18 protein-coding genes and 1 pseudogene are annotated in these 18220 nt (G+C 43.1%); 10 read left to right on the top strand and 9 right to left on the bottom strand.

What is annotated here, in order from left to right; genetic code table 11:
• Nucleotides 1–119 precede the first annotated feature (119 nt).
• Both dnaK and grpE read right to left on the bottom strand, forming a co-directional pair.
• A complete protein-coding gene (gene dnaK / locus CDG79_RS19765) occupies nucleotides 120–2078 on the bottom strand; it encodes a molecular chaperone DnaK (protein ID WP_094343644.1) in 1959 nt (652 codons plus the stop codon).
• A 227-nt stretch (nucleotides 2079–2305) separates the two neighbouring features.
• Entirely contained in the window at nucleotides 2306–3055 is a 750-nt protein-coding gene (grpE, locus tag CDG79_RS19770; RefSeq protein WP_094343645.1) for a nucleotide exchange factor GrpE, read from the bottom strand.
• A 451-nt stretch (nucleotides 3056–3506) separates the two neighbouring features.
• On the opposite strand from grpE, the gene CDG79_RS19775 reads away from it, so the two are divergent.
• From CDG79_RS19775 to CDG79_RS19790, 4 genes are all read left to right on the top strand, one after another.
• Nucleotides 3507–5513 carry a GspE/PulE family protein gene (locus CDG79_RS19775; protein WP_094343646.1) on the top strand — a complete coding sequence of 669 codons (2007 nt, stop codon included), beginning with the start codon at nucleotides 3507–3509 and terminating at the stop codon, nucleotides 5511–5513.
• Nucleotides 5514–5648: 135 nt separating this feature from the next.
• Nucleotides 5649–6803, top strand: coding sequence for a type IV pilus twitching motility protein PilT (locus CDG79_RS19780; RefSeq protein WP_442937468.1), 1155 nt, complete (start codon nucleotides 5649–5651; stop codon nucleotides 6801–6803).
• Between the two features lie 188 nt (nucleotides 6804–6991).
• Complete coding sequence (locus CDG79_RS19785; protein ID WP_094343648.1) at nucleotides 6992–8215, top strand: type II secretion system F family protein; 1224 nt, start codon at nucleotides 6992–6994, stop codon at nucleotides 8213–8215.
• A 120-nt stretch (nucleotides 8216–8335) separates the two neighbouring features.
• A complete protein-coding gene (locus tag CDG79_RS19790) occupies nucleotides 8336–8896 on the top strand; it encodes a hypothetical protein (RefSeq protein WP_094343649.1) in 561 nt (186 codons plus the stop codon).
• Nucleotides 8897–8983: 87 nt separating this feature from the next.
• Here the strand turns inward: CDG79_RS19790 and bioU are convergent, their stop codons facing one another.
• The 3 genes from bioU to CDG79_RS19805 form a co-directional block, all read right to left on the bottom strand.
• Nucleotides 8984–9988: a (S)-8-amino-7-oxononanoate synthase BioU gene (gene bioU, locus CDG79_RS19795; RefSeq protein WP_094343650.1), complete on the bottom strand. Its 1005-nt coding sequence runs from the start codon at nucleotides 9986–9988 to the stop codon at nucleotides 8984–8986.
• A gap of 178 nt (nucleotides 9989–10166) precedes the next feature.
• On the bottom strand, nucleotides 10167–10517 hold the full coding sequence (locus CDG79_RS19800) for a hypothetical protein (protein WP_223278219.1): 351 nt from the start codon (nucleotides 10515–10517) through the stop codon (nucleotides 10167–10169).
• Nucleotides 10514–10759 carry a UPF0175 family protein gene (locus tag CDG79_RS19805; protein ID WP_094343651.1) on the bottom strand — a complete coding sequence of 82 codons (246 nt, stop codon included), beginning with the start codon at nucleotides 10757–10759 and terminating at the stop codon, nucleotides 10514–10516. The genes CDG79_RS19800 and CDG79_RS19805 overlap by 4 nt, the downstream gene beginning before the upstream one ends.
• A gap of 185 nt (nucleotides 10760–10944) precedes the next feature.
• Between CDG79_RS19805 and CDG79_RS19810 the strand changes: the two genes are divergently transcribed.
• Together CDG79_RS19810 and CDG79_RS19815 are read left to right on the top strand one after the other, a co-directional pair.
• A complete protein-coding gene (locus tag CDG79_RS19810) occupies nucleotides 10945–11586 on the top strand; it encodes a ribonuclease H1 domain-containing protein (RefSeq protein WP_094343652.1) in 642 nt (213 codons plus the stop codon).
• Between the two features lie 101 nt (nucleotides 11587–11687).
• Nucleotides 11688–11957: a DUF4926 domain-containing protein gene (locus CDG79_RS19815; protein ID WP_094343653.1), complete on the top strand. Its 270-nt coding sequence runs from the start codon at nucleotides 11688–11690 to the stop codon at nucleotides 11955–11957.
• Nucleotides 11958–12058: 101 nt separating this feature from the next.
• On the opposite strand, the pseudogene CDG79_RS19820 reads toward CDG79_RS19815, so the two are convergent.
• Nucleotides 12059–12157: pseudogene (locus CDG79_RS19820) on the bottom strand (DUF2442 domain-containing protein); the annotation flags it as partial.
• A gap of 51 nt (nucleotides 12158–12208) precedes the next feature.
• On the opposite strand from CDG79_RS19820, the gene CDG79_RS19825 reads away from it, so the two are divergent.
• The 4 genes from CDG79_RS19825 to CDG79_RS19840 all read left to right on the top strand — a co-directional run bounded on the left by CDG79_RS19825 (nucleotide 12209) and on the right by CDG79_RS19840 (nucleotide 14326).
• Nucleotides 12209–12748: an HD domain-containing protein gene (locus CDG79_RS19825; protein ID WP_094343654.1), complete on the top strand. Its 540-nt coding sequence runs from the start codon at nucleotides 12209–12211 to the stop codon at nucleotides 12746–12748.
• A 481-nt stretch (nucleotides 12749–13229) separates the two neighbouring features.
• Complete coding sequence (locus CDG79_RS19830) at nucleotides 13230–13439, top strand: DUF2997 domain-containing protein (protein WP_012406943.1); 210 nt, start codon at nucleotides 13230–13232, stop codon at nucleotides 13437–13439.
• A gap of 39 nt (nucleotides 13440–13478) precedes the next feature.
• Nucleotides 13479–13865 carry a DUF1257 domain-containing protein gene (locus CDG79_RS19835; protein ID WP_094328130.1) on the top strand — a complete coding sequence of 129 codons (387 nt, stop codon included), beginning with the start codon at nucleotides 13479–13481 and terminating at the stop codon, nucleotides 13863–13865.
• Nucleotides 13865–14326 carry a ferredoxin gene (locus tag CDG79_RS19840; RefSeq protein WP_094343655.1) on the top strand — a complete coding sequence of 154 codons (462 nt, stop codon included), beginning with the start codon at nucleotides 13865–13867 and terminating at the stop codon, nucleotides 14324–14326. The genes CDG79_RS19835 and CDG79_RS19840 overlap by 1 nt, the downstream gene beginning before the upstream one ends.
• A gap of 125 nt (nucleotides 14327–14451) precedes the next feature.
• Here the strand turns inward: CDG79_RS19840 and CDG79_RS19845 are convergent, their stop codons facing one another.
• The 3 genes from CDG79_RS19845 to CDG79_RS19855 all read right to left on the bottom strand — a co-directional run bounded on the left by CDG79_RS19845 (nucleotide 14452) and on the right by CDG79_RS19855 (nucleotide 17477).
• The gene (locus CDG79_RS19845) at nucleotides 14452–14736 is read right to left on the bottom strand and encodes a YiaA/YiaB family inner membrane protein (RefSeq protein ID WP_094328132.1); all 285 of its coding nucleotides are present in this window, start codon (nucleotides 14734–14736) and stop codon (nucleotides 14452–14454) included.
• A gap of 269 nt (nucleotides 14737–15005) precedes the next feature.
• Nucleotides 15006–16619: a DUF4335 domain-containing protein gene (locus CDG79_RS19850; RefSeq protein WP_094343656.1), complete on the bottom strand. Its 1614-nt coding sequence runs from the start codon at nucleotides 16617–16619 to the stop codon at nucleotides 15006–15008.
• Nucleotides 16620–16871: 252 nt separating this feature from the next.
• Nucleotides 16872–17477, bottom strand: coding sequence for a DUF3038 domain-containing protein (locus tag CDG79_RS19855; RefSeq protein ID WP_012406938.1), 606 nt, complete (start codon nucleotides 17475–17477; stop codon nucleotides 16872–16874).
• Between the last annotated feature and the right edge of the window lie 743 nt (nucleotides 17478–18220).

The raw sequence follows: 18220 nt of genomic DNA on the forward strand, positions 1-18220 counted from the left end.
GGGAAAGAAGCAGGAAAGCAGAGCGAAAATCCCTCTGAACCCTTCTCCACTAAACCTCTAATCTCCAGATACTGTGCCCAGTCCCCAGTAACCAATCCCCAATCCCCAATCCCCAATCCCTAATCTATAGCCTCATAATCAGCCTGTGCGGTACTTTCTTCGTCAAAATCAAAGTTGAATTGTGGTATTAATGTACCGTTCATTGGTGAGTCTCCTTCTGAAGTAAAAGCACTAGCTGAAGCCTCCTCAATCTCATCACTTTGGCTGTTAGCTCGATTGTAGACATCAGCACCAATGGCAAACAAAGTTTGTTGGAAGTCGTCTAAACGCTGCTTAAATTCCACCGTGGAGATGCTGGAGTCAATCATTGCAGCTTGGAGTTGTGAAACTTTTTCACTAGCCAAGGTTTTTATCTGGTCGCCGATAAAGCTGCTATTATCCTTGATGGTGGATTCGTAACTGAACAAGAGATTATCTGCTTGGTTTCTGAGTTCAACCAGTTCTTTACGTCTTCTATCTTCTTCGGAAAACAGTTCGGCTTCTTGGCGCATCCGTTCGACTTCGTTGGTACTTAAACCACCTGTATTGGTAATCCTGATACTCTGTTCTCTACCTGTGCCTTTGTCTTGGGCAGAAACCTTCAGGATGCCGTTAACATCGATTTCAAAGGATACTTCAATTTGTGGCACACCACGGGGCGATGGGGGAATTCCTGCTAGGAGAAACTTACCGAGACTCTTGTTATCTCGTGACATTGCCCGTTCACCTTGGAGAATGTGAATTTCTACCGAGATTTGCCCATCAACGGCTGTGGAAAAGATTTGTGACTTACTGGTGGGAATTGTGGTGTTGCGTTCAATAATTTTCGTGAACACTTCACCCAAGGTTTCAATTCCCAAAGACAGGGGGGTGACATCCAATAGTAAGAGATTATCGACTTCGCCACCCAATACCCCTGCTTGGATTGCTGCTCCCAATGCTACCGCTTCATCAGGGTTGATAGAGCGATCGGGAGCTTTGCCATTGAAAAATTTAATCAGCGCATTTTGGACTGCGGGAATACGGGTAGAACCACCTACCAAAATAATCCGATCTATCGCTTCTGGTTTGAGATCCGCATCTTTGAGCGCTTGGATCATTGGTTCAATAGTACCTTCAATTAATTTCCCTGCCAGTTCCTCAAATTTAGAGCGGCTGAGTTCCATCTCTAAATGCTTTGGGCCGGTTTCATCAGCTGTGATGAATGGCAGGTTGATGGAGGTATTGACCATGTTAGAGAGTTCAATTTTGGCCTTTTCTGCTGCTTCCCGTAGGCGTTGCAGTGCCATCTTATCTTTGGAAAGGTCTATTTTCTCCTGTTGCTGGAAGTGTTCCATCATCCAAAGCACGATCGCATTATCAAAGTCGTCTCCACCCAAGTGGTTGTTACCACAAGTCGCTTTAACTTCAAAAACGCCATCCCCAAGTTGCAGGATCGATACGTCGAAAGTACCGCCTCCCAAGTCAAATACTAAAATTAGCTGCTCTTGGTCTTGCTTTTCCAATCCGAAAGCTAAAGCCGCAGCTGTTGGTTCATTGATGATTCGCAGAACTTCTAATCCGGCGATCGTGCCAGCATCTTTAGTGGCTTGTCTTTGAGCATCTGTGAAATATGCGGGTACCGTGATCACTGCTTGCGTGACTTCTTCACCCAAGAAGTTTTCCGCATCCTGCTTGAGCTTTTGCAGGATCATCGCGGATAGTTCTTGTGGCGTGTAATTTTTTGAGCGAATTTGAACATCAACGGTATCATCTCGACCTTTGATGCAGTTGTAGGGGACGCGATCGCGTTCTATTTCAGTGTCTTCCCAACGTCGCCCGATGAATCGTTTAATACTGTAAATTGTGTTTTCCGCATTGGTTACGGCTTGGCGCTTTGCCAATTGACCAACCAAGCGATCGCCACTCTTGCCAAATCCCACAATACTTGGAGTAGTTCGTCCGCCTTCAGAATTGGAGATCACCAGTGGTTGACCGCCCTCCAGAACTGCGACGCAACTGTTGGTAGTGCCTAAATCGATTCCAATAACTTTTCCCATAATTGGCAGTATTTTTACTGATTTTTTATGCTGTAATATGTCGCGGACTAACTTTTTTGCTCCGAATCAAGGCTAGCGGATAACGTCTGTGGAACCCATATTGCTGGTAGCAAGAGAGAAGTTGAAACACAGAGAGTTATCCAAAGCCTTGTCCAAGTTTTAGGTACGCGATGCTCGTCCTTGCTAGAAGCCAGGCACTTTTGGTCAGCGAGACGAGCGACTACAGCTTAACTGAAGGCTTGACTCGACTGATCTTCCTCCGTAGAAGGTGTATCTTCCTTTGGAGCAGCTACTTTGACCATTGCATGGCGTAGCACGCGATCGCCCAAGTAATATCCGCGCACTAACTCTTCTAACACTGTTCCTTCAGGATGTTCATCCGTAGGTTCCCGCATTACTGCTTCATGGAGGTTAGGATCGAATTCTTGGCCTTCAGGACGCATTGGTGATACACCCAAGCGTTTGAGGCTATCGACTAATTGTTTGTAAACCCCTTGATAGCTTTTGTGCATGGTCATTTCGCCATCAGATTGCGGTTTGAGGTGCGATCGGGCCCGCTCAAAATTATCGACCACTGGTAGCAATTCTAGAATCGTATTCCGCTTCATCAGCGTCTCTAGCTCTTCTTTTTCTTTGCTAGTACGTTTCCGGTAATTCTCAAAATCAGCAGCAATCCGCATATATTGAGTACTACGCTCTTCTAACTGCGTTTTGAGAGACTCAATTTGTTGAGTTAGTTCTGCCAAAGCTGCCGTTTCCACACCAGTATTATCGGTTGCAGCAACGCCAGTTTCTGCATTGATAGTAGCCGCATCTCCCGGTACATTAGCTTGGGATGTCACTTGCTCTGTCACCTCATTACCAGATTCATTGAAATTAATTTGGGCTGGGGAGTCACTCTTCATTGCTTGCTTTACCTCTGTTGGTTCACCCAATTGCTGGCTAGTATTGTTTATCTGTTTATTTTCATCCATCATTGTCCACTCATTCCAGATGCTTGCTATTTATGGCAGTGTATCTCCATAGCTTGCAACCGTCGTCATCCACGACTTGCAACTAAGGCTGATTTTGTTGCCGACAAGTTTCTGGAAGTGATGTAACCGTTTTCTTATTGTGACAAATGGTGAATACCTTAGCGTAGACACCATCAAGGCGGGAACCCGAACGAGTAGTGTACCTCTAGGAGTAAGTAATTTGAAAGAGTGGCGCTTAATCTCATTCGCCCCTGTGACTAAAAATTTGTTGCTTGAGTGATTTAGGAATTGATATTTTCTCTACTATTACTTATTTTTCACTCACCATTTAGCGAGAACTCCGAACAACAGTTTTTGTTGCTCAGAAGTTCAATGACTTTTTTGGCAAATGAGAATTCTATCTCACAGGCTGGGAATACTTTAAGCAGAGGTTCCCCTACTCATTCGCTCATTTATGACTTACTCGTCACCACAACGGCGCAGTACCGCTCTAACTACCAGAACAGAGTTTTCGCCCTTCGGCAACAAGCTAGTGCAATCTGGCTATGTCAATACCGAACAGATGAGGCAGGCACTAATTGAAAGCCGCAAATCTGGCCGACCCTTAACGGAAGTACTAGAGTCAATTACTGGACAACAACTATCACCTGAGTTGCTCAGGCAATACAAAAAACAGCAGCTATTTGAACTTAAAATACTATACGGTGTTGAATTCCTCGATCCGGAAGTCAGCTCTGTTGGCAACACGATGATGGGGAACCTGATTGAAACCCTCATCCCAGTAGATATCTGCCGTCGCCATCGTTTAGTACCACTGTCGAAACACGAAGACCAAACCCCGCCCTCAGTTTTAGTGGCGATGGTCGCTCCAGATAATCTAGAGGCTTCCGATGACCTGAACCGCATCTTGCGCCCCCAAGGCTTGGCATTGCAGCGCATGGTGATTACACAGGAAGACTACCAGCAGCTAATCAACCAATATCTGGATGAAATGGCTGTTAAGCAAAAGCATCTGGAACAAGAAAAGTTTACAGATATTAATCAGGATTTAGAAAACCTCGGAAATCTCGATATTTCGGATGCTCCTGAAGAAATGGAGGCCGATCTTGGAGCAGCGATGAAGGGTGCAGAGGATGCTCCAGTCATCAACCTAGTGAACAGAATCCTTGCTAAAGCCTTGCATGAGGGCGTTTCTGACATTCATATCGAACCGCAAGAAGAAAACTTACGCATTCGCTTTCGGAAGGATGGCGTACTGAAGGAAGCTTTCGATCCCCTACCGAAAAAAATCATCCCGGCGGTGACAGCCCGATTTAAAATCATCTCCAATCTAGACATTGCTGAACGCCGTCTACCCCAAGATGGACGCATCCGCCGGCTGTTTGAGGGACGTAAAGTGGATTTCCGTGTGAATACCTTACCCAGTCGCTACGGGGAAAAGGTAGTGCTGCGGATTTTGGATAACTCTTCAACCCAACTGGGATTGAATAAGTTAATTACCGATCCAGAGACTTTACGTATTGTCCAGGATATGGTTAGCCGCCCCTTTGGGCTAATTTTGGTGACTGGGCCAACTGGTTCTGGAAAAACAACCTCGCTGTATTCTGCACTCTCAGAAAAGAACGATCCCGGTATTAATATCAGTACTGTGGAAGACCCAATTGAGTACAGCCTTCCAGGGATTACTCAAGTACAGGTGATTCGAGAAAAAGGACTGGATTTTGCTACCGCACTGCGGGCTTTCTTGCGACAAGATCCAGATGTGCTACTGGTGGGTGAAACGCGGGATAAGGAAACGGCAAAAACAGCAATTGAGGCTGCCTTGACCGGTCACTTAGTATTAACTACCTTACATACCAATGATGCCCCAGGTGCGATCGCTCGTTTGGGAGAAATGGGCATTGAGCCTTTCATGGTTTCTAGTTCCCTAATTGGCGTTCTAGCTCAACGTTTGGTGCGGCGCGTATGTTCTGAATGTCGTATTCCCTACACTCCTACAACTGAGGAACTGGCTCGGTATGGTTTATCAGCTTCTTCTGATGTTGGAGTTACCTTCTATAAAGCTAACACCTTGACATTAGATGCGATCGCCGATGCCAAAGCCAAAAATCAGCTTTGCCCAAAATGTAATGGCGGCGGCTACAAAGGGCGTTGTGGTGTTTATGAAGTGATGCGAGTCACCGAAAACCTCCAAACTCTCATCAACGAAGATGCACCCACCGAACGTATTAAGGAAGTGGCAATAGAAGAGGGCATGAAAACCTTGCTGGCTTACAGTTTGGATTTAGTGCGCGAAGGTTCCACCACTTTAGAAGAAGTAGAACGAGTGACGTTTACTGATACGGGTTTAGAAGCAGAGTTAAAAGCCAAACGCAAGACTGGTCTTACCTGCCGGAGTTGCGAGGCCACATTGAAACAAGAATGGCTGGATTGTCCATACTGTATGACATCTCGGTTTTGAGACTAGTCATTGGTCATTGGTCATTGGTCATTGGTCATTAGTCATTAGTCATTAGTCATTGGTCATTAGTTGATGCTTACTAACTTAAAACAAATGACAAATGACAAAGGACAACTGACAAATGACAAATGACAAATAAAAACATTAAAAGGAAGCAGAACTATGGAAATGATGATCGAAGATTTGATGGAGCAGTTGATTGAATTGGGTGGCTCGGATATGCATTTATCCGCAGGTTTGCCTCCCTACTTCCGCATCAGTGGCAAACTCACCCCCATAGGTGAGCATATATTGACAGCCGATCAGTGTCAAAGGCTGATTTTTAGTATGCTCAACAACACCCAGCGTAAAACCTTAGAGCAGAACTGGGAATTGGATTGTTCTTATGGAGTTAAAGGTTTAGCTCGCTTCCGAGTCAATGTCTATAAAGAACGTGGTTCTTATGCTGCTTGCTTACGGGCATTAAGTTCTAAGATTCCTAACTTTGAAAAATTAGGTTTGCCAGATATCGTGCGGGAAATGACAGATAAACCCAGAGGACTAATTCTGGTGACAGGCCCTACAGGTTCCGGCAAGACTACTACTCTAGCGGCAATGATTGACTTGATTAACCGCACTAAGGCAGAGCATATTTTAACGGTGGAAGACCCAATTGAATTTGTCTACGAACCAATTAAAAGCTTGGTTCACCAACGACAACTGGGTGAAGATACTAAGAGTTTTGCTAATGCGTTGAAAGCAGCTTTGCGGGAAGATCCAGATATCGTTCTGGTAGGGGAAATGCGCGATTTGGAAACGATTTCTTTGGCAATTTCTGCCGCAGAAACAGGACACTTGGTATTTGGGACACTACACACCAGTTCCGCCGCCCAGACGGTTGACCGGATTATTGACGTTTTCCCACATGAAAGACAAACCCAAGTGCGGGTGCAGTTGTCTAACTCATTAGTGGCAGTATTTAGCCAAACCTTGGTGTCCAAGAAAAGCCCTAAACCTGGTGAATATGGTCGGGTGATGGCTCAAGAAATTCTGATTGTCACTCCCGCTATTTCAAACTTGATTCGAGAAGGTAAAACATCTCAAATTTACTCAGCTATTCAAACTGGCGGCAAATTGGGTATGCAAACTCTGGAGAAGGTTTTAGCCGATTTTTACAAAGCAGGAACGATTTCCTTTGAAGCGGCGATGTCTAAGACTTCTAAGCCAGATGAAATCCAACGTCTCATCGGTACTTCTGTACCACCCCAGGCAGCAGGTGCGAAACCTGGTGTAGCTGCCAAAGCCCATTAAGGGAAGTGGGGAGTAATAATTTTAGATTTTAGATTTTGGATTTTAGATTGAAATTTAATCCAAAATCCTCAATCCCTTCGGGTTCAGCAGTCACTCATGGGGGAAACCCCCAAGACCGCGCTGCTTCACCAAAATCCAAAATAAAATTGCTCCATGCCCAATAAATAACAACTATTTTGAATTTATTTATGCCAAACTTTGTTGCCCGTGTTCGGGATTCGCAAGGAAAATCCCGAACAGAAAAAATTGTTGCTGAATCCTTGTCACAAGCTCGGACTAATCTCAGAGAACAAGGTCTTGTAATCCAAGAACTCAAGCAATCTCAAGGATTTCAGCCAGATGTTGCCTTAAAAAAATTCCAGAATTCCTTAGTTAAGGTTTCTGTGAAAGACAAAGCTGTTTTTTCCCGTCAATTTGCCGTTTTGATGAATGCGGGGGTTGCGATCGTTAGAAGTCTAGGTGTACTTTCTGAACAGTGTAGTAATACTAAACTCAAACAAGCCCTAGTTGAGATTAGTACTGATGTTCAAAGCGGAATGAACCTTTCAGAGGCAATGCGGAAGCATCCTGACTGCTTTGATGGGTTATATGTGAGTATGATTCAAGCTGGCGAAGTGGGTGGTGTTCTAGATGAAGTATTGAATCGTTTAGCTAAGTTGTTAGAAGATGTTGCCCGGTTACAAAACCAAATTAAATCAGCAATGTCTTATCCAACGGTTGTGGGTTTTATCGCAGTTTCGATCTTTCTCGGGATGACTATTTTTCTGATTCCGATTTTTGCCACGATTTTTGTGCAAATTGGAATCTCATTACCACCTCTAACGCAATTCTTGATGGATGCCAGTAAATTTTTGAGAAGTCCTGGTGCTTTCGTACTTTTAGGTATTCTTATAGCATTGAAATTTGCCTTTACACAATATGGTAAAACTCCTGTTGGTCGCATAACAATCGATCGCCTTTCCCTGAAGATGCCGTTGTTTGGTGACTTAATTCAAAAATCTTCAGTCGCCCGCTTTAGCCGGACTTTTGGTTCTTTGACTCGTTCAGGCGTACCAATTTTAACTTGCTTAGAAATTGTCCGAGATACATCAGGAAACCAAGTAATTGCTAATGCCATAGACGCAGCCCGCATGGAGATTCAACAGGGAGGTATGATTAGCATTGCTTTACAAAAAGATGCCGTTTTTCCAGCTATGGCAATTCAGATGATTAGTATCGGAGAAGAAACTGGAGAATTAGATGGAATGTTGATGAAAGTTGCTGATTTCTATGAAGATGAAGTCGAGCAAGCGGTAAAAGCAATGACCAGTATTTTGGAACCAGTGATGATTGTAGTTTTAGGGGGAATGGTTGGAACCATTTTGCTAGCAATGTATTTGCCGATGTTTGCGGTATTTGAAAAGCTGGGATAGGGGATTAAAGGTTAGGAGTTAATAGTTAGGAATTAGGAGTTTAAGCTCTTTATTTCTCATCCTGATTCTTAACTCTTAACTACTTGGTTTTATTTCTAACTCCTAACTATTGAATAAACTATGACTGTGCAAAAATCTTACTACGAAGCGAGTTTGGCAGAGTACAGCAATCATCTAGCTGCGATCGCCTTACTAAAGCAATATCGGCCATACTTAGAGATGATTCCTAGTTTGCGCCGTCCCGATGAAAGTGTCATTACTATCCCTTTGCCAATTGTCCGTCTTCGCAACACAGCTACAACAACTCCACAAACAATCTGTTTACCCTGTGATGTGGCAATTTTGATGTGCGATCCAGAATGGAAAATCAAAACCGGAGCCGAAATCTTAGTCTTTATTCATCGCGCTCACGAAGACTTTTCTGATTTGTTAGGACGTTGGCGACAAACCCAAGTTTTTCTAGATAATGATTATGAGTGGTTGATGCCTCTGCGCCACAGTCATATTTTGAGTGAGGGAGCTAATACAATATATCCTCTGTTTGTCGTTTTTAGTGATACCTTAGAACGCATCCAACGAGGACTCGTAGGAGCCGAACTTCCATTTATTATCCAAACACCAGATTTGCTACTTGAGGAAAATTTTACAGGGATTTTTTCCCCAGAAATTCCACCAGCGTAGAAAAAGTTAGGAGTTAATAGTGAGGTCTTTGAAGTTTTGAAGGTTTCTATTTTTAACTCCTAACTCCTAACTCCTAACTCCTAACTATTACCTAACAAATTGCGGCATAATTTCAGCAGCAGTGAAGATACCATAAATGCCGCGTTGGTGCAATTGTCTACCAGCTTTGAGATAACCAAAGGCAGGGCCGCAGACATTGGCTGCCATACTGGTTTCATCTCCCAGAGTAAAGGTATGGGTGGAAATCTTGCCTTCAAAGGTACGCCCTGTTACCTTAACGTTAGTGCTGAGGGGCTTTTTAGGATTGCGAGTATCGACTACACCACCAACTGTAACGCGATCGCGCCCCACTATTCCCGCTACCTCTAGCATCACATCATCAGCGTGTTCCATATTCTTCAAGGTAAGCACGCCATTGGTTTTATCTAGTAGTGCTTCTACTTCTGCGTCAGTCATCGCCCTAGCAGTTTCCACTGTATAACCAGGCATGTGGCCAATATCTTCCCGCACAGTGGCGCGGTAAGCTTCCCAGTTGGCAATTCCTACCCCAAAGGTAATTTCGACTTGATGAATTTCGGCGTAGCTTTGGGCTGCTAATGCGGCGGCGGCGGTTAACAGTCCGGGTGTAGCACCGCAGCCTGTCATGTAGGTAATCCCGGCTGCAAGGAGTTCTTCTTTCATCGCCAGTAGTTGTTCTATGGCAGAGGTGCGCTTAATTGCATCCACTAGCACCCCACGCCAACCAGATTTAATAAACTCTTTGGCTACAGAGGGGATAAAATCATTTGGTAGGTTGGGTAAAGCCAGAAAATACCCATCCACAGGTTGAGCGATCGCAATTACATCCTGAATACTTTGATTTGTTAACGTACCAACTGGTTCTAAATAACCTACTGAACCTTGGGACTGGTAAGTTGCAATGCAATCTTGAGTATTTAAACCTTCAGCAGCGTAAGCGTAACCTTTTTGATCTGCGGCTGCGACTAAAATCATTTCCTGTTTAGCAGCAAGTACTTTAGCGGCGGCTTGTCCGAGTCCGCCGAAACCTAGTACTCCTATGCGTATCGCTGACGAAATATTTGCTGTACTCATAGTCAATTAGTTAAGTTGAATCACAAGCCTTCAAACTTTACCATCTCAGCTTGTGGCTGATGGCTGACAGCTTTTAGCTATAAAGGTTAATTATGCTTCATTATCCTGATTTCTCCCCTAACCAAATCAGTTTTTTCACCAGAAATTCTTGTTGAGTGATTTAGGCTTGAGCAAATTTTCACGCGAAGTAGCAGCAAAAATCTGAATATACCATCAACACTTGATCTGCTTTCATTTCCACTGCTAGAGCGTAGACACGGAGTGGCTTGTCGTCAGACATCGCTTCAGCTTCACCAATATCCAGTTCATTGCTGAGTGCTTCAACAAGTATACGATCTTGAACTGGACGAGTTTGAATCCATATAAAAGTTTGTACTTCAGTTGCACCTGCAACTGGAAAGTTGGGATCAGTTAGTTCTCGGTAGACAGCTTCAGGAATTAGGACTGTTCCGTAAAGCTGTTGTAGTAAATGAAGATGGTTAATGGCGGCGAGGTTATTAATGGGTGAAGTATCACTGACAATAATCACAGTCTACCCATCGCCCGCAAGTTATTTATATCTTGTTCAAAATCTTCCACACCGTAATGCACTAAAATTTGACGACTTGCGAGTAGATGCTGAAATGCTATACGATTCATGCCTGCAAATCGGCTGGCTTGAGCAAGGGTTAACTTTTCTTTTTGAAAGAGCATCACCGCAATTTCCTGCTTCATTTCGCCTTCAGTTATGCGAGTTGCGGTTAGTATTTCACTAGGAATGACGACGTTCATAATTATAATCCTGTCTATCACTACTATTCTAAGCTGCTTGGCGATCGCCAAGGGACAAAACCCAGTACTCCCACACGGATAGCTGGCTAAATCTGGAAAAATGAATTTTAATCAATTGAATTTACTTATCCTAATTCAAAGGTATTCAGGGGAACTATAACATCGTCTTATTCGGAAGGGTCATTATGGCATCCAACAAATACTACGCCGTTTTTAAAGGTCGAAAGACAGGTATATTCACAAGCTGGGAGGAATGTGATGAACATATCACAGGTTTTAGTGGTGCGTTGTACAAATCTTTTAAGACTAGAGAAGAAGCAGAAGTAGCATTGGAGCTTGCAGAACAGAATTTTATCATTACAAGTGAGCAGAAAGAAGTAAAGTGGCAAGAAACAAAAACAAAAATTTTTCCTGAAAAAGAGTTAATTATGGATAGCGTTTGTGTTGATGCTTCATGTTTAGGTAATCCTGGGTACGTTGAATATAGAGGTATTGATACAGCAACACGGAAAGTAATTTTCCATAAAAGTCCAATGCCAAACGGAACAAATAATCTTGGAGAGTTTTTGGCTATTGTTCATGCTCTTGCATACCTCAATAAACAAGGTAGGGATATACCTATTTATTCTGATTCAGAGGTAGGTATTCTTTGGGTAATCAACAAGAGAGTCAGAACAAAGCTAACCTCAAGCACGGACAACGAAGAAATATTTAATTTGGTAGACAGAGCATTAAAGTGGTTGGAAAATAATGAGTATACTAATCGTATTCTCAAATGGAATACTGTCTCTTGGGGCGACATTCCAGCAGATTTTGGTCGTAAATAAGCTTGCCTCCAGGAGTGAGGCAACAATATTATAGAAAATGGTTATGATGTCCCAAGATTAACAACCTGTTATCTTCTGTAAATATTTGGAAGTGATAGAAGATGAGTAAAAATACAATCAAGTTGCTGGATGTAGTAGCACTAACAATTGATTTGCCTGAATACAACCTGTACCGTGGTCAAGTTGGCACAGTAGTAGAATTATTAGCTGGCGGTGCTGCATTTGAAGTGGAATTTAGCGATGCCTGCGGCGGGCTATGCCTACGCAATGGACGCACTTATGAATCTGTTGGTTTACGCCCAGAGCAAATAATGGTGTTACATTTCGAGCCAGCATCCCCTGATTCAGTCCCGGAAATGGTGACAGCGTAAGCGATAGAAAGCTTTCTATACATAATACACAGAGAAGATTGTGCGATCGCATTATGTAGGATTGAGTGCGTAGGCGTAGCCAGCCGTAGGCATCGCTTAACTTACACTTTGCCTCTTGGTGCAGGTGCGCCAGGCAGCATTCCTTCTGTGCTAAGGTCTTCATCAATTTCTTCCCAATGAATACCGTAGCCGCCTCCGCAGGTTTCCCATTTTAATCAAGGTGAAATTTTATCTACTGTGAAAAATCCTAAATGAGTAGCCAGATTAGAACCTTTCAAAGACTAGAAAATGCTTACGATATCCTTCAACATTTGGGAGCTTCATCAAAGCTGATTCTCCACGTTATGTTAGTTGGTGAAGCTGCTGATTTGTTGATTACAAAACTGCAACAATTACGTGTTCCATTCGATCAAAGCTTTGTGCGTCTTGGCGTTGCGTTTCATGATGCAGGAAAAATTCTTCATCCAGATGAGCTTGTCGTAAAAGGAAATAATCACGAAGCCGACGGTGAAAAGTTGCTAATTAGTAATGGTATTAATCCAAACCTTGCACGATGTTGTCGTTCTCATGGGCAATGGCAAACAATGGAATGCTCGCTTGAGGAGTTACTTGTTGCTTTAGCTGATAACCTTTGGAAAGGTAAGCGTAATACTCAACTTGAAGATATTGTAATTAAAAGATTAGCTAACCAGTGTAGAAAAGATTACTGGGAATTATTTCTTGAAATGGATTCTTGTTTTGAGATAATTGCTGCGGAAGGTGATTCGAGGTTGTTACGTAGTCAAGCGTGATAACATTTTGCTACACTAAACGCACGCTTCAATCAGTAGAAAGCTAGCGATCGCATTATGACTGGTGAACCGGAAGGATTTACAACAATTTATGATAGCCACTATCTTGCAGGAAACCCTGGAGGAATAGGACAAACTTAATAATGATAAAGTTTTTCAATAAGTTATATATTTTTGTAACCATCTAGCTGGCTATAGTACGTCTAGTGCTTATTCTTAGCACTTTTGCCGCTTACCTAGCCAACTCAGTTTTTTACCTTGACTAATCGATGAGGTTTAAGAGAAACTAACTAAATACTGATGTGTGTACTTACAAAATTAATAATTTTTGTAAAGATTCTGAGATATATATGTTGATAGATGGAACATTAGTTAACAAATGGCAAGTTTGTATCTAAGTAAAAATGTTCCTACGGCTATATTTATAGCCTTCTGCTAAGGCAGTAAAATTTAAGCGTACTTATCGTGGTTGGCCAAGAGCATGGAGACATTAGAGTTCATAATCTATCCAGACGGTCGGGTACAAGAAAAAGTCACTGGCATTGTGGGTGCTTCGTGCGCTGAGGTTACAGCAGCAATAGAGGCACAGCTGGGGCAAGTACTTAATCATGAGCCAACCTCAGAATATTTCGCCGCGAAGGTGCAGCAATCTAATGTGGCGAATACACACACCACTTACAGCGATTGGTAAGTTTTCACAGTAGTTTAGTGTAATTAATTCACAACCACCATGTCACACTTTAGCCAAATTAAGACTCAAATCCGTAACCTTGATTCTTTGAAAGATGCTTTGACTGAATTGGGCGTAGACTGGAAACCCGGCCCGCGCGAAGTCCGTGGCTATCGGGGTCAAACCCATCCTGCGGAAGTTAGTATTGAGCAGGAAAATGGCTACGATATCGGTTTTAGATGGAATGGCAAGGAATATGAATTGGTGGCTGACTTGCAATATTGGCAGCAAAACCTGTCTGTGGATGGATTTTTGCGCCAGGTAACACAGCGCTATGCTTATCAAACAGTTGTGAAAGAAACCGCTCGTGTTGGTTTTCAAGTCTCTGAACAGCAAAAAAATGAAGATGGTTCAATTCGCCTGGTAGTACAGCGCTGGAGTGCGTAATGGCTGATTTTCTGCCGTCGCCGGAAGAACAAGTTGACAACCGTTCCGGTTTGGAACCAGAATTAGGGGGTTTTTTACGGGATGCCCCGGAACGTTCTGGTTTAGAACCGGAATTGGGTGGTTTGCTGCGCCAAAATGGTGTCTATGTTGATGAAATCACCTGTATTGGTTGCAAGCATTGCGCTCATGTTGCGCGTAACACTTTTTACATTGAACCAGATTACGGGCGATCGCGCGTGGTTCGCCAAGATGGGGACGCTGAAGAAATTATCCAAGAAGCAATTGATACTTGTCCGGTTGATTGCATTCATTGGGTTGATTACACTGAACTGAAAAAGTTAGAAGACGAGCGCAAATATCAGGTAATTCCCATAGTGGGTTATCCGGTGGAACATGCGGTTGCTGCTAGCGAAAGTCGGCGTAAAAAGCAAAAGTTAAAGACCAAAAAATCCCGTTATTAAGATAAAAACGTTAAATTCATATAAATAAAGGACTGGGTATATCCAGTCCTTTGCTTTTAGTAATATAGTTAATTTCTGACAGCTTTTCGGTAAAGTCTTTTAATCCAAAATTGTTATGGTTGGCTTCATTTGAAATTTAGAGGATCGTGTTGTGAAAGTAATTTTTCTACTTTTGCCTCGTCTAATCTAGCAGTTAATCTTCTATTTTCATGCAAGTCTCTAGTAGTTTTCGCCAAAGTAAAAGTTGAGCCAACAGAGAAAGCCATACCCATACCCATAAAGCCCTTCACCCAGCCATTTACAGGTAAGTTGACAATACCGAAGGTGGTCATAGAAATAGAAATCACAAAAGCTGCCCAAGTTTGAATAACCCAAGCTGGACTGTCTTTTTGAGTACCAATTGTTTGCATATCTCCTGCCTTTGATATAAGTGATTTATACTAATTCGTAATTAAGAGGCATCAGATTCAATCTGGGTTTCCAGACTTCTATCTGTGGTTTAATTTGGGAAAAGTGGTGTTAAAAGTAATTGTAGTTATTGGTAGGTTTACTGGTATCAACATTAAGACCAGTTTGGTAACTGGACTCTAAAAAGTAAGCTTAAGAGCAATTGAAGCAAATAGAAACTGGCACAAAGTTTGTACCAGTTTTATAAGTGGCATTAAACGGATTAATTTACTTATTCATCTGGAAAAGTCTGTACCTTACCATCAGGACTGAGAACAACTCGAATTCTGACATTTTGTCCGCGTGTATTAGCGGAAACAAAAGGTTTGCCAACTTCGGGCATCCCAGCGTTATCAACGAATTCTCTTGCTGCCTTATTGAGAGGAAAAATTCGTTCAACTGTGCCGTCAACACTGACTATTAAACTGTACTCTAATGTTTGTCCTAGTCCAGTAGGTGGTTGCCAACGCTTTTTGAGGTATTCTCTAGCTTCTGCTACTTGAGGTGTATCAAATAACGTACCAGTAGCCACTTCTCTGGATTTAGGGGTTTTGCGTGTGTCCCCTAATTGATCGATGAATGGATTATTATCCGCAGTTCTAGAGGAGGGAAGTTGTGAAACAGGTTTTTCGCCGGGAGAAGATTGCTGTAGGGAATTGATTCTTTCGTCTAGCTGTTGTGAAGTTAGTGGCGAGGCTTGGGTACGAGTATTGCCACCATTATTGGGAATAGTGCTAAGAGACGGGGGGGAGATTGGTGAAATATTAGTTGGTAAGCTGCCTGCGTTAGAAGATAGTCTGGGTGGCAAATTCCGCAGTTGAGGGAGATTACCAGTTTGGGGATTTGACCCTGTAGAGTTCTGTCCCAAATTTGGTATTATGGCAATCTCCTGGCCTGGGTTTTTGCTAGATGGTGCGTTAGCTCGATTGGTGGCAAAGGTTGAAGTCTTACCCTGGGTTGTTGTCACTGCACTATTTGGAAATAGAGGTGGCGGTGCAGCAAAACTAGAACTAGGGGCTGGGGCTGTTAGAGGTGCTTGGGGCAAAGTCGATGTGGGAAGTGGAGGAGTGGAACCTAACAAATTATCTGATGGAGTGGTGAGTCCAGGTTCAGGTGTAGGGAAGTTTAGTGAAGTTGAAGGTTCTAAAGCAGTCTTTACTGCTGCTGAATCTGATGTTTTCGCTGTCTGCTGTTCCTTTTCTCTAATGCTATTAGCATATTGCCAAGTAACTGGTAAGAAACCTACACCTAAGACTAATACTGCGGCAACAGGTGCCCAAGCAGGGAACCTCAGAGTCGAACTCGTGCTGTTGAGAGTTGGGAGTGCCATGACATCAGTTGAGTATTCATCTAAAGCACTGGCCAAATCGAATAATTGCAGCAGAGTGAGTTGAATTACAGGGCCGGATGAGTGGTTGGCGAGAGAACCGAGAACTAAGTTGTGAGTTAAATAGCTGCTTGGTTCTAAGCGGATATTTGCCCCAGGAAGTTGGGTATTAAAAGAATTTAATGTTTGTATTGAGGACTTTAATTCCGGCTCACCCAATGCTGTACTTGACTCTTGAGTACCGGAGAAACTGACCCAAAAGCTCTCTGGAGACTGTTGGAGAAATTGCTGTACGTAATTTGTGACTGCATCACACAAAGCTTCAAGTTGATCGCGATCGCCCCGAATTGGGATTCTGTGTTCTTCTGGTAGTCGGGGATCGTCAAAACGTAGCTCAAAGCTGAGGTGTTTGAGGACAGTTTTCCCCATCCAACGGGACAGAGGCGAGCTTTGCGCGAATACTTCTAGCGTGCAAGTAGGGGGGGTGTAGCGACGAATTACAGAATTTGATAGAGGCATAGCAGGAACTGCGAGGAAGACTATTTGGGATTTTGCAAAAATTTAAGCCAGTTGCTTGCAAAGAAAAGTTGAAACGGTGGATTCCTTCACTCACAAGGAAGTTTGTCAGGTTTCTTCCGTTGTGTAGTCTTGTGCCAGGAGGAAGCAGTGCTGATAGTGCATCGCCCAAGGGCTAACGGCTATCAAAAAGGTTTCCCGATCTAGCAAACAAATCACAAGCGAATTTTGATTGAGGAATTTCAAATTTCAAATCTAAAATTTTGTCGAACGGTCTATAAGTGCTAGCCAGAGACGGCGATGCCCACCAGGGGCGCTGTAAAAAAGTAAATCTACAAGCAGTTTTAGTGCCAGGTTGGTAAGTAAATCCGTTGAGATTTTCTCGTCCTCTTCCATCCGTTCTTGGTAGGTGTTGCAAAAAGCATCAATATAGTCTCCAAGTAAAGCAGCCTGGTGAGGTTCCCGGTTATTTTCTGCCATTTGTTCCAACAGACCGACAGCGCGGCGAATCAATTCCTGGTGCTGTTTGGCTAGGTAGCAGATAATCAGAACAAGCGATCGCGCTTCTTCGACATCTAGCTTTTTTCGCCCTCCTTGACCTTTGCGTAGGGGATTTGACTGGCGCAGTCGCCATAAAGCTACGCGGTCTGGCACTCTTGACTCTAAATTCAGATCGGTTGCCGCCGAAAGCATAGCCTCTGAGCCAATCCCAGTTAAGGTTTCTAGCGCCAACAGCACCAAGTCTAATTGGGTTTTGATATTGTCCCATTGAACTGTGTTTGGGGCTGGAAGCTTGATTAAATCCTCCCACTGGGAATTTGGAGTGGCTGAGTTGGCGGCCGAGTGCATAACTTTTAGCATAGGTGATCGAGCGGATAGGGGATGTTGCTGTTACCCATTTTGAAACCAGACTCTCAAGCATCAAGCTTGGTTTCCCATAGCTATGAGCCAGAGGCTTCAGCTAGATTTTTTCTATGTGGTAAACAGCATGTATCTTTGTCCTACTCTAGATGAAAATTTATTTTCAACAAAGTAGAAAAGGATCAATTCTAATTAAGGTTTACCCAACTTTCATTGCTAATTCCGTACAAGAGTATAAATAAACTATGTTTTGAATGCTAACTGCCAATTATCGTTAAGTAATTATGTAGAATACCTCCTACATTTATTTGCAGTTTGAAATTGTGAAATTTCTTGATGCTTATTACTTGTTTTTAATGTATACATAATTACTATACAAATATTTTGGCTGTTTGCTAAAGGTGCTTCTTGCTGCTAAGGAGCAGTTTCACTTGTGTGCAGCCTGTTATTTCAGGACACGCTGGGCAGCATCAGGACGATCGCGATCTGATTTTTCCCGTTAAGTCTCTCTAGCAAGCTGCCAACCCTCTCTACGAGACGCTACGCGAACACAGAGATCGTGCAATTTTAACTAGCCTCGCCACAGTACCTGGATGCCAATGGAAGTATTACGTCGATATTCTAAGTAATATCAAGTCCGCTTAATCACTTACGATATGTTATTGCGAGTGAAACGGAGTGGAACGAAGCAATCGCTGGGGACTCTGCGATTACTTCACTTCGCTATCGCTGCGTTCGTAATG

It is taken from the genome of Nostoc sp. 'Peltigera membranacea cyanobiont' 232 (genome assembly GCF_002245985.1).
In the GTDB taxonomy this organism is placed as follows: Bacteria; Cyanobacteriota; Cyanobacteriia; order Cyanobacteriales; family Nostocaceae; genus Nostoc.

Excerpts from the sequence above, each read along its gene's own strand:
- CDG79_RS19855 (WP_012406938.1), bottom strand. The coding sequence starts at position 17,477 with ATGCTAAAAGTTATGCACTCGGCCGCCAACTCAGCCACTCCAAATTCC.
- grpE (WP_094343645.1), bottom strand. The coding sequence starts at position 3,055 with ATGATGGATGAAAATAAACAGATAAACAATACTAGCCAGCAATTGGGT.
- bioU (WP_094343650.1), bottom strand. The coding sequence starts at position 9,988 with ATGAGTACAGCAAATATTTCGTCAGCGATACGCATAGGAGTACTAGGT.
- CDG79_RS19810 (WP_094343652.1), top strand. The coding sequence starts at position 10,945 with ATGGCATCCAACAAATACTACGCCGTTTTTAAAGGTCGAAAGACAGGT.
- CDG79_RS19850 (WP_094343656.1), bottom strand. The coding sequence starts at position 16,619 with ATGCCTCTATCAAATTCTGTAATTCGTCGCTACACCCCCCCTACTTGC.
- dnaK (WP_094343644.1), bottom strand. The coding sequence starts at position 2,078 with ATGGGAAAAGTTATTGGAATCGATTTAGGCACTACCAACAGTTGCGTC.
- CDG79_RS19790 (WP_094343649.1), top strand. The coding sequence starts at position 8,336 with ATGACTGTGCAAAAATCTTACTACGAAGCGAGTTTGGCAGAGTACAGC.
- CDG79_RS19815 (WP_094343653.1), top strand. The coding sequence starts at position 11,688 with ATGAGTAAAAATACAATCAAGTTGCTGGATGTAGTAGCACTAACAATT.
- CDG79_RS19825 (WP_094343654.1), top strand. The coding sequence starts at position 12,209 with ATGAGTAGCCAGATTAGAACCTTTCAAAGACTAGAAAATGCTTACGAT.
- CDG79_RS19775 (WP_094343646.1), top strand. The coding sequence starts at position 3,507 with ATGACTTACTCGTCACCACAACGGCGCAGTACCGCTCTAACTACCAGA.
- CDG79_RS19835 (WP_094328130.1), top strand. The coding sequence starts at position 13,479 with ATGTCACACTTTAGCCAAATTAAGACTCAAATCCGTAACCTTGATTCT.
- CDG79_RS19845 (WP_094328132.1), bottom strand. The coding sequence starts at position 14,736 with ATGCAAACAATTGGTACTCAAAAAGACAGTCCAGCTTGGGTTATTCAA.
- CDG79_RS19785 (WP_094343648.1), top strand. The coding sequence starts at position 6,992 with ATGCCAAACTTTGTTGCCCGTGTTCGGGATTCGCAAGGAAAATCCCGA.
- CDG79_RS19805 (WP_094343651.1), bottom strand. The coding sequence starts at position 10,759 with ATGAACGTCGTCATTCCTAGTGAAATACTAACCGCAACTCGCATAACT.
- CDG79_RS19830 (WP_012406943.1), top strand. The coding sequence starts at position 13,230 with ATGGAGACATTAGAGTTCATAATCTATCCAGACGGTCGGGTACAAGAA.
- CDG79_RS19840 (WP_094343655.1), top strand. The coding sequence starts at position 13,865 with ATGGCTGATTTTCTGCCGTCGCCGGAAGAACAAGTTGACAACCGTTCC.